The sequence below is a fragment of the Streptomyces sp. 8K308 genome, from assembly GCF_004348315.1.
GTDB lineage: Bacteria > Actinomycetota > Actinomycetes > Streptomycetales > Streptomycetaceae > Streptomyces.
In genome coordinates this window covers 1-8927 of sequence record NZ_SMKC01000294.1, presented here as the reverse complement: position 1 = coordinate 8927, position 8927 = coordinate 1, and the positions used below count along the sequence as shown (strand labels likewise).

Here is an 8927-nt window from a genome sequence, read left to right as displayed (position 1 = left end):
CCGGAAGACCTCACCGCAGCCACCTGGTTCAAGAGCAGCGCCAGCAACGCCCAGAACGAGTGCGTCGAAGTCGCCCGCCTCGGCTCCGCGTGGGCCGGCATCCGCGACTCCAAGAACCCGGAGCACGCCGCCCTCATAGTCCCGGCCGGGGCATTCGCCGAGCTGGTCGCCTTCGTGTCCAGGTAAGCCGCGCACTGCCCGGTGATGAGGCCGTCTCCCACGGGGAGGTGGCCTCACGCCAGTGACGTCCGATGGTCGCTGGATTTTCCTGGAGTGCAACCCTTCCGGACAGTGGGCCTGGCTGGAGGACGAGATCGGACTGCCCCTGATCCCGGCATTCGCTGATCTGTTGGAGAGAGGCATCACGACATGACCCATCCAGAGGATCCGGCGGCCCGGCCACGGCGACAGCTCGCCGAGCGGCTGTCTGAAACCGGGCAGCTGACGTCGCTACCGTGGTGAAAGGCCGTGGAGGAGGTGCCGCGCCACAGGCTCCTCCGGGGCGGCTTCTTCCGTGCTGTTCCCGGCTCCGCGCCGACCGCCTACGCGCCCGTCCTGCCGACGAGGACTCCGAGGGCTGGCTCGGTCTGTGCTATGCCGATGAGTCGCTGATCACTCAGATCGCCGGGACGATCGTCCCGCGCGACATCACCGGGACCATCGCCAGGCAGCCGTCGTCCTCGTCGACGTTGCCCTCGCTCACGGTCGCCAAGGTGGAGGCACTGGATGTGCGCGACGGGCACCGGATCCTGGAGATCGGCGCGGGGACCGGCTACAACGCCGCAGTGCTGGCCCACCGGGTCGGGGCTGAGAACGTCACCACGATCGAGACGGATCCCGATGTCGCAGCCGGCGCGCGGCAGGCGCTTGCGGCTACCCGGTGAACGTCGTCACGGGGGATGGGAGGAACGGCTTTCCGGGCGTGCCCCCTACGACCGGACCATCGTGACCTGCGGAGTCAATCGCGTACGGCGGGAATGGGTGGCCCAGACCAGGCCAGGCGGAATCATCCTCACCACCCTGCGCGGCGGGCTCTGGTCTTCTGGACTCGCGAAAACTCATGGTGGGGGAGGACGGCGCCGCTGAGGGGGCGTTCCTCTCCGAGGCGTCATTCATGCGGGCGCGGCAGGAAGAACCGCCCACGAACGTGGACCTTCCCGCCCCCGACGACGGGGACAGGCGCCGTACCACGCTCGGCGCGACATCGCCCACGACTGGACGGCTCGCTTCGTCATCGACAACACGGTGGGCGGGCTGTCGCTCATCCCCGGTGTCAGCGTGGACGGCGGACCCGCGAGCGACTACTTCCTCCACTCGGAATCCGGCTCCTTCGCGGCGGTGTCCGGGAGCGCCGCCGACGGCGAACTCACCGTCCGTCAGGGCGGACCGGTGCGGGTCCGGGACGCGGTCGAGCGTGCCATCGGCGACTGGCGCGCCGTCGGGGCGCCGGGCGTGACCGAGTTCGGTATCCGCGTGACTCCCGAAACCCACACGGTGTACGTGAAGTCCGCACCGAACATCAGATGGGTGAGGCCCGCCTCTCGGGGCTGATGCGCCGCCCGCCGCTCAGCGCCCCAGAACGCGGTCGACGTCGGCCAGTTGGGCCGCGGTGAGCGGTCCCTTCGCGATCGCGCCCGCGTTCTCCTCGGCCTGGGCGACGGTGCGGAAGCCGGGGATGGGGATCGTCCGTGGGCTGCGGGCCCAGATCCAGGCGAGCGCGCCCTGCGCGAGGGTGCGGCCGTCGCTGGTCAGGATGGACCGCAGCGCGTCGACCCGCCGCAGCCAGGCCGGGTCGGCGCCGGCGTTCGCGGTGAACCCCGGCAGCCACTCGGGTGGGGCGTTGCGGATGTCCCCGCTCTCCAGGGCGCGCCCGGCGGCGTGCTTGCCGGTGAGCAGGCCCATGGCGAGCGGGCTGCGGTTGATGCTGGCGAGGTCCGACTCCGAGCAGAGCGCGAGGAGTTCGGGGGCGTCCTGGAGGATGTTCAGGCGGTGTTGGACGGCCGTGCAGTGCGGCCCCCGCGCGAAGACGGCGGCCCGGGCGGGGTCGTCGGTGCTCCAGGCATAGGCGCGGATCAGGCCCTCGCGCACGAAGTCCTCGCAGGCGTCGCGGAGTCGGGCGGCGCGGTCGGGGTCGGCGTCGGAGATGTGGAGCTGGTAGAGATCGACGTGGTCCGTGCCCAGGCGGCGCAGGGAGGCGGTCAGGGCGCGGCGCGCGTGCTCCGGGGAGTCGTCCTGGCCGACCCTGGTCCGGGTCCGCTCGTCGAAGAGGTTGCCCCACTTCGTGGCGACGACGACGTCGGCGCGGCGCTTGCCGAGGGCGCGGCCGAGCACGCGCTCGCTGTGGCCGGTGCCGTACACGTCGGCGGTGTCGAAGAAGGTGACGCCGAGGTCGAGGGCGCGCCGAACCGCCCGCACCGACTCCTCGTCGTCGACCCGGCCCCAGCCGAGCGGCTTCCCTTCTGCGGACTGCCACTCGCCGCCGATGGCCCAGCAGCCGAAGCCGAGGGCGCTGACCTCGATGCCGCTGCGGCCCAGTGTCCTGGTGTGCGTGGTGCTCTTCATGCCGTGGACGCTATGGGCTGGAGTGCACACGAAGGCAATCCCTGGGGCGGGGTGGTTCGAGGGACCAGGCCCGGGTGGCGACGGGGACCCGGTGGGCGTTCACCTCGTGTCGGCCTCGCGGGCGGCGCGCTCGACGCGGCGGTGGTGGGCCTCCCAGGACGCTCGGTCGTCGAACGGCATGTTGTCGTTGCCCTTGAGCAGGCCCGCCGAGCCGTCGACGAGCTCACGGACGATGTCGGCGTGGCCGGCGTGCCGCTGGGTGTCGGTGATGACGTGGATCGCGACGCGGTGCAGGGTCACCGCGCGCCGGTCCTCCGGCCACCACGGGACGTGGCCGACCGCGTCGAGCGGCAGCGCCTCGACCGTGGCGTCCGAGTGGGCCCACGCCCGCCGGTAGAGGCCGACGATCTCCTCGCGCGACTCATCGGCCGTGGCCCACATGTCGGAGTTGGGTTCCCCGTCCGCGCGGTAGTGGGCGGGCATCGGCTCCGCGACGAAGTACGGTCGGGCGAAGGCGTCGCCGAAGTAGCCGAACTCCACGCCGGCGAGGTGCTTGACCAGGCCGAGCAGGTTGGTGCCGGTCGGTGTGAGGGGGCGGCGGGCGTCGTACTCGGAGAGGCCCTCCAGCTTCCACAGCAGGGCCTCGCGGGCGGACTGCAGGTAGCGGAGGAGATCCGCCTTCGCGCTTGGTTCGTTCACATCGGGCAGTGTGGCACCCGGCACTGACATCGCCGGCCGCTCGCCGCCGCCCCCTCGGGTCAGTGCTCCTCGGGCGCCGGTTCCAGGACGAAGACGGGGATCTCCCGGTCCGTCCTCGTCTGGTAGTCGGCGTAGTCGGGGTAGGCCTCGACGGCCCGGGCCCACCACACGGCCTTCTCCTCCCCGGTGACCTCGCGCGCCCGCATGTCCTGGCGCACCGGCCCGTCCTGGATCTCCACGCGGGGGTCGGCGACCACGTTGTGGTACCAGACCGGGTGCTTGGGGGCTCCACCGAGGGAGGCGACGACGGCGTACGAGCCGTCGTGCTCCACGCGCATCAGCGGCGTCTTGCGGATCTTGCCGCTCTTCGCGCCCACGGTCGTGAGGATGACGACAGGCAGGTCCCGCAGCCTCTCGTTGTCAGGGCCGACCACGTGAGCGAGCGTCGTTCCCTCGGTACCGCCGGAGCTCTCGTACAGCTCCACCTGCTCACGCACCATCTGGCTCGTGCTCGGCTCGTACTCGCCCTTGAGTGGCATCTCGTCCCTCTCCACGGGTTCGGAGGTCTTCGTTCAGCGCAACACGACCGATCGGCGCGGTCATTCCCGGCGAGCACGGCCGGGCTTCACTCGTTCGTGGGGTCTCGTCGCTATCGTGGGACTCCGTGCCGAGGGCGCTCCTAGCGTGGGGCCGAAGGAGGCGCTGATATGACCGCGACGTATCAAGAAGCCGTCGAAAAGACCGTCGAGACGATGTCACCGATTGAGAACCCGCACGATCTCATGCGCTTCCTGGAGAAGCTGCCAGAACTCGATCACCTGAAGATCGAGCTGATCGACGGAAAGATCGTGATGCAGGCATCAGCCGCCCCGCTGCACAACCTGATCGTGTCCGAACTGAGCGCGCAGTTCCGCGCTCAAGGCTGGGTCGCCCTCGGCGAACAGGCCCTGTTCACCCCCAGCTCGTCGTTCGAGCCGAAGCCGGATCTGAGCGTGACCACGCTGGACGCCGTCGCCGACAACGCCAACCCCTTCCCCTGCCAGCGGGTGCCACTGGTGGTCGAGGTGGTCTCCGGGGACAAGGACGTCGACCACGTCAAGAAGAGATTCTGGTACGGGACGGTCTCGATCCCGCTCTACCTGCTCGTCGATCCGCACGACGGGATCTGCGCGCTGCACTCGCACCCCCGGGACCACGGCTACCGGACCGTGTCCACCACGGAGTTCGGCGAGCCGATCGAGCTGACCGAGCCGTTTTCGTTCGCCCTGGACACAAGGAGTTTCAAGCTCTATCCGCCCAAGTGCCCCTAGCTGTCGCGGCACGACCAGCCGTCGGCCGGCGGGCGATGGAGGCGGCGAGGGGGACGCCGGCCGACGGGGTGTCGGCCGAGCGGCTGCGCGCCGCCTGGGGATTGATCGCGGACGCGGTGCGGTGACCGCACGAACTATCCGTGGGCGCCTCCCCGTTCGGCCGCGACCTGGCCTGGGCGCTCGCCACCGCGCGGGAGGTGGCCGAGGCCGTCGTCTGCCATGGCGACCTGTGCCTGCCGAACATCCTCCTCGACCCCGAGACAGCGACCGTCACCGGTTTCGTCGACCTTGGCCGGCTCGGACGCGCCGATTGCTACGCGGACCTGGCCCTCCTGCTGGCCAACGCCCGGGAGACCTGGGCCGACGAGCGCGCGGCGACGGCCGCGGACGAGGCCTTCGCCACGAGGTACGGCATCGACCTCGACCACGACCGACTCCGGTTCTACCGCCACCTCGACCCCCTGGGGTTAGGACCCGTCCGGTCGTGGCCGGTGGTGGACGTACTCGACGCGGGTGCCGTCCGGGTGGCGGGCCGAGAAGCCGGCGCCGGTCGGGACGGGCCGCAGCGGCTGGAAGATCTCGGCGCCGGCCGCCAGCAGCCGGTCGTGGTAGGGCCTGACATCGTCCACCAGCAGCGTTCCCGTGGTGGCGCGGAACGGGGACAGGTCCTCGGCCGAGCCCTCGATCAGCAGGAAGGCGCCGACCATCGCGAGGCGCAGCGTCTGGAAGGAGAAGCGGCCGTCGGCCTGGGTGCCGGTCAGCCGCTCGTAGAAGGGGATGGCGGTGTCGAGACGGCCCGGCTCCAGGAACACCCGGACGAACACCCGGGGCTCGGTCAGTGTGGAGGAGTCGTTGCGGACGCGCCAGAACAGTTCTTCGGTCATGCCGGCAGCCTCGCCCGCCGCGGGACGGCCAGGAAGGTCACCGTTGATGGGGTGAGTAGGACTCACAGGACACTCGTAGGATCGGGAGGGTGGAAGCCACCGCACTGCGCCGGGAGCTCGGCGCGCACCTGCGGGCGCACCGGGAGCTGGTCAGCCCCGAGCAGGCCGGCCTGCCCGGCGGCGGCCGGCGCCGGGCCGCCGGGCTGCGGCGGGAGGAGGTGGCCGCGCTCGCCGGGGTCAGCGTGGCCTGGTACACCTGGCTCGAGCAGGGGCGAGTGGCCGTGTCGCGGCAGGTCGTCGACGCCGTCTGCCGGGCGCTGCGGATGGCGCCGGCCGCGCACCGGCACGCGCTCGAACTGGCCGGCTTCCGGCCCACGGAGACCGGGTCGGCGGCGGACGGGTCCGTTCGCCCCGAGACGCGGGCCCTGATCGACGGGTGGCCCGACACCCCGGCGCTGGTGCTCGACGACCGATTCGACATCCTGGCCTGGAACGCCGCCCACGAGCGGCTCTGGGGCGACCCGGCGGCCCTGCCGGCCGAGCGCCGCAACCTGCTGCTCTGGCTCGCCGCCGCCCGCGACCGGCTGCCGCCCGAGGCGGCTGACCCGCTGCTGCGCGGCCTCTACCAGCACTTCCGCGCCAGCACGGGCCGCGCCCCCGACCACCCGCGCGCGGCCGAGATCACGCGACTGCTCGCCGCCGAACGCCCGGACGCCGCCGCGTGGTGGCAGTGCCGCGCCGTGACGGACTTCCCGCCGACGACGGCGACCGTGCCCGGCGCGGGGCGGCTGACGTTCACGCTGCTGCGCCCGGTCGCCGAGCCGGAGCGCTACCTGCTCGCCCAGACGCCGGCCTGAGCCCGCGCGCTCAGAAGGTGATGACGGTGGCGCCCTCGAGCGTGAACCGCAGGAACTCGTCCCTGGCGACCGAGAGGGTGAGCCCGCGCCGCAGCAGTTCGGCCTCCGTGCCGTCCGCCCGGGCTGCGTTGACGCACGCGCCGACGGGGACGCCGGCGGCGGTCAGCTCGTCGACCTGCCGGCGGTACGTGGCGTCGGCCGGCGAGGCGCCCGGGGTGGCGAGCCGGCGCTGCGCCGGGCCGAAGCAGAAGACCTCGACCGCGCTGCCGTGGTCGGCGGCGACCTCCTGGATCCGCTGCGCCACCCGGGTGCCGGTGACGACCGAGTGGTCGTCGTCATGGAACACGTGAACGACGGTCTTCGGCATTGAACTCGCGCCTCCTGTGGCTCGCAGGGAGGCAGGAGAATATTGCTCATCTCGTTAAGCAAGACAAGGCGTTTCGTTATGTGAGACATCCGCTGCGGTAGGGTGATCACGATGATTTGACGTCTGCCCGGTCGACCCCGGGCGCCCCCGTGACTCCTTCGTTCGTCGCGTCTCTCGATCTCACGACTCACGACCCACGAAGGAGCCCCTTCATGACCACGTCGACCTCGATCGACGTCCCCGACGCGTTCGCCGCGTCGTACGGCGGCACGGACGCCGGGCGGCTGGCCTGGCTCGCCGAGCTGCCGCGGCTCGGCGGCGAGCTGATGGACCGCTGGGGCCTGCGCCCGGACGGCCCTTCCGCGTTCGGCATGGCCTCGCTCGTGCTGCCCGTGCGGCGGAGCGACGGCACGCCCGCCGTGCTCAAGCTCCAGCAGCTCCGCGAGGAGACGGTGGGCATCGCCGCCGGCCTCCGGGCCTGGGACGGTGACGGCATCGTCCGGCTGCTCGAACACGACGAGGCCAGCAGCTGCCAGCTCCTCGAACGGCTTGACGCCGCCCGGCCGCTGTCGACCCTGCCCGACGAACGCGAGGCCGTGCGGATCCTGGCCGAGCTGCTGGCCCGCCTGACCGCGGCGCCGGCCCCGGCAGGCATCCGCCGGCTGGCCGACGTCGCGACCGCCATGCTGGAGCAGGCCCCGGCCGCCGTGCCGGCGCTCGCCGACCCAGCCGAGCGGGCGCTGGTGCGCGACTGTGCCGCCGCCGTCGCCGAACTCGTCGGCGAGGCCGGCGACCGGCTGCTCCACTGGGACCTGCACTACGACAACGTGCTGGCCGCCGAGCGCGAGCCCTGGCTGGCCATCGACCCGGAGCCGCTCGCCGGCGACCCCGGGTTCGACCTGCTGCCGGCCCTGGACAATCGCTGGGACGAGGTGGTGGCCAGCGGCGATGTCTCCCGCGCCGTGCGCTACCGCTTCGACCTGCTGACCGAGACCCTCGACCTGGACCGCCGGCGCGCCGTCGGCTGGACCCTGGGCCGAGTCCTGCAGAACGCCCTCTGGGACATCGAGGACGGCAGGACCGCCCTCGAACCGCCCCAGCTCGCCATCGCCGAGGCGCTGACGCGCTGATCCTCCCCGGCCCGGGCGAACTGGCCGCAGAATGTCGCCAGTTCGCCTGCGGCGGGTCAGCGGCCGCTGCCCAGGATCACCGTGCGCCAGGTGAAGCCGTCCGACGAGACGCGGTAGTGGCCCGGGTTGGCGAGGTCGGTGAGGAGATAGCCGGCGGGGGTGACCTCCGGGCGTTCCGGGGGTGAGCCGGGGCGGGAGATGGTCCAGTCGCGGCCGGCGTCGTCGCTGCGGTAGATGGCGTCGGAGGCGTACATCAACAGAGTGCCGTCGGCCGCGGCGATGGGCGTGCCGAGGATGATGTGGGGGACGGTGCCGGGGCGGTAGTTCCAGACGGACTCCCAGCTGGCGCCGTCGTCCACGCTGCGGTGGACGGCGAGGACGCCGGTGCCGTCGCCGGCCCTCGCCGTGCCGCTCTCGAACACGTACAGGGCGTCGGGTCCGGCCGCCATGGTCTGGGAGGTGACGCCGGCGGTGGTCGGGAGCGGCAGCAGCTCCCACGCGCGGCCGCGGTCGCGGCTGACGGCCAGCGCGCGGCGGCCGGTGTCCGGGTCGACGCCCGAGGTCCAGAACGCGCCGTCGGGCAGGATGCCGGGCCATCCCAGGTTGTTGAGCGCCGGCTGGCCGGCCAGTCGCCGGTACTCGGCGGTGTCGGGCATCAGCACGGCGAGGCCGTCATCGCCGGCCGTGAGGATCGCGCCCTCGGGTATCTCATCGACGGTGCCGGCGGCTCCGGTGCTCTCGGCCGGCCGCCAACTGCGTGCGCCGTCCGTGGTGACCCAGTGCCGCTCGACGCCGTCGTCGAGGACGGCGGAGAGCCTGGCCACCCCGGGCCCGGCGGCCTCGAGCGAGTGCGGGACGTCCCGTCTTTCGCCCGCCGGTATCGGCGTGTCGCGGATCTCCCAGGGGTCGCCGTCCTCCAGTACGGCGACCCGGTAGGCGCATCGGTCCGACCGCCCGGACGCGGGCGCGCCGGGTTCCGGGGCGCACTCGGTGACCAGCGCGAAGGCGTTGGCCTCGTCGACGAGGCGGAGTGAGAAGGCCTGCCCGGGCAGCTCGGTGCCGGAGGGCACGTCGGGTGGCTCGGCGGAGGGATCGGGCGTGGGGACGAGGGAGGGCTG

At 72.3% G+C, this 8927-nt stretch carries 12 protein-coding genes and 2 pseudogenes; 8 read left to right on the top strand and 6 right to left on the bottom strand.

All coding sequences use genetic code 11. From position 1 onward, the window contains the following. The 4 genes and pseudogenes from E1265_RS28710 to E1265_RS37375 all read left to right on the top strand — a co-directional run. Window positions 1–186 (top strand): DUF397 domain-containing protein (locus E1265_RS28710; protein WP_132933910.1); only part of this gene is annotated, 186 nt, incomplete at its 5' end. A gap of 64 nt (window positions 187–250) precedes the next feature. After that, window positions 251–373, top strand: a pseudogene (locus E1265_RS39760) (ATP-grasp ribosomal peptide maturase); the annotation flags it as partial. Window positions 374–455: 82 nt separating this feature from the next. Then, window positions 456–884 (top strand): rRNA adenine N-6-methyltransferase family protein, encoded by a 429-nt coding sequence (locus tag E1265_RS37380; protein ID WP_207931250.1) that lies wholly within the window; start codon window positions 456–458, stop codon window positions 882–884. Between the two features lie 361 nt (window positions 885–1245). Beyond that, on the top strand, window positions 1246–1551 hold the full coding sequence (locus E1265_RS37375; RefSeq protein WP_165953920.1) for a hypothetical protein: 306 nt from the start codon (window positions 1246–1248) through the stop codon (window positions 1549–1551). A 15-nt stretch (window positions 1552–1566) separates the two neighbouring features. Here E1265_RS37375 and E1265_RS28695 read toward each other — a convergent pair whose 3' ends face one another. The 3 genes from E1265_RS28695 to E1265_RS28685 form a co-directional block, all read right to left on the bottom strand. After that, window positions 1567–2562, bottom strand: coding sequence for an aldo/keto reductase (locus E1265_RS28695; RefSeq protein ID WP_132933909.1), 996 nt, complete (start codon window positions 2560–2562; stop codon window positions 1567–1569). A gap of 99 nt (window positions 2563–2661) precedes the next feature. Then, on the bottom strand, window positions 2662–3261 hold the full coding sequence (locus E1265_RS28690; protein WP_243741179.1) for a DinB family protein: 600 nt from the start codon (window positions 3259–3261) through the stop codon (window positions 2662–2664). A gap of 59 nt (window positions 3262–3320) precedes the next feature. Beyond that, window positions 3321–3800 carry a nitroreductase family deazaflavin-dependent oxidoreductase gene (locus E1265_RS28685; protein WP_132933907.1) on the bottom strand — a complete coding sequence of 160 codons (480 nt, stop codon included), beginning with the start codon at window positions 3798–3800 and terminating at the stop codon, window positions 3321–3323. Window positions 3801–3968: 168 nt separating this feature from the next. Here E1265_RS28685 and E1265_RS28680 point away from each other — a divergent pair, with 168 nt between their 5' ends. Together E1265_RS28680 and E1265_RS28675 are read left to right on the top strand one after the other, a co-directional pair. After that, the gene (locus E1265_RS28680; protein WP_132933906.1) at window positions 3969–4571 is read left to right on the top strand and encodes a Uma2 family endonuclease; all 603 of its coding nucleotides are present in this window, start codon (window positions 3969–3971) and stop codon (window positions 4569–4571) included. Window positions 4572–4621: 50 nt separating this feature from the next. Beyond that, window positions 4622–5044 (top strand): annotated as a pseudogene (locus tag E1265_RS28675) (phosphotransferase); the annotation flags it as partial. Here the strand turns inward: E1265_RS28675 and E1265_RS28670 are convergent. Beyond that, window positions 5039–5455 carry a VOC family protein gene (locus E1265_RS28670; RefSeq protein ID WP_132933905.1) on the bottom strand — a complete coding sequence of 139 codons (417 nt, stop codon included), beginning with the start codon at window positions 5453–5455 and terminating at the stop codon, window positions 5039–5041. The pseudogene E1265_RS28675 and the gene E1265_RS28670 overlap by 6 nt on opposite strands. An 89-nt stretch (window positions 5456–5544) precedes the next feature. Between E1265_RS28670 and E1265_RS28665 the strand changes: the two genes are divergently transcribed. Then, window positions 5545–6312: a helix-turn-helix transcriptional regulator gene (locus E1265_RS28665; RefSeq protein WP_132933904.1), complete on the top strand. Its 768-nt coding sequence runs from the start codon at window positions 5545–5547 to the stop codon at window positions 6310–6312. A gap of 10 nt (window positions 6313–6322) precedes the next feature. Here the strand turns inward: E1265_RS28665 and E1265_RS28660 are convergent, their stop codons facing one another. Next, a complete protein-coding gene (locus E1265_RS28660) occupies window positions 6323–6679 on the bottom strand; it encodes a DsrE family protein (protein ID WP_132933903.1) in 357 nt (118 codons plus the stop codon). 212 nt (window positions 6680–6891) lie between these two features. Here E1265_RS28660 and E1265_RS28655 point away from each other — a divergent pair, with 212 nt between their 5' ends. Further along, the gene (locus E1265_RS28655) at window positions 6892–7809 is read left to right on the top strand and encodes an aminoglycoside phosphotransferase family protein (protein ID WP_132933902.1); all 918 of its coding nucleotides are present in this window, start codon (window positions 6892–6894) and stop codon (window positions 7807–7809) included. Between the two features lie 56 nt (window positions 7810–7865). On the opposite strand, the gene E1265_RS37370 is transcribed toward E1265_RS28655, so the two are convergent. Beyond that, the coding region (locus E1265_RS37370) for a sialidase family protein (RefSeq protein ID WP_165953919.1) at window positions 7866–8927 on the bottom strand (1062 nt) is incomplete at its 5' end.

Coding starts and splice junctions, on each gene's coding strand:
- E1265_RS28695 (WP_132933909.1), bottom strand. CDS start 2,562: ATGAAGAGCACCACGCACACCAGGACACTGGGCCGCAGCGGCATCGAG.
- E1265_RS28685 (WP_132933907.1), bottom strand. CDS start 3,800: ATGCCACTCAAGGGCGAGTACGAGCCGAGCACGAGCCAGATGGTGCGT.
- E1265_RS28680 (WP_132933906.1), top strand. CDS start 3,969: ATGACCGCGACGTATCAAGAAGCCGTCGAAAAGACCGTCGAGACGATG.
- E1265_RS28670 (WP_132933905.1), bottom strand. CDS start 5,455: ATGACCGAAGAACTGTTCTGGCGCGTCCGCAACGACTCCTCCACACTG.
- E1265_RS28660 (WP_132933903.1), bottom strand. CDS start 6,679: ATGCCGAAGACCGTCGTTCACGTGTTCCATGACGACGACCACTCGGTC.
- E1265_RS28655 (WP_132933902.1), top strand. CDS start 6,892: ATGACCACGTCGACCTCGATCGACGTCCCCGACGCGTTCGCCGCGTCG.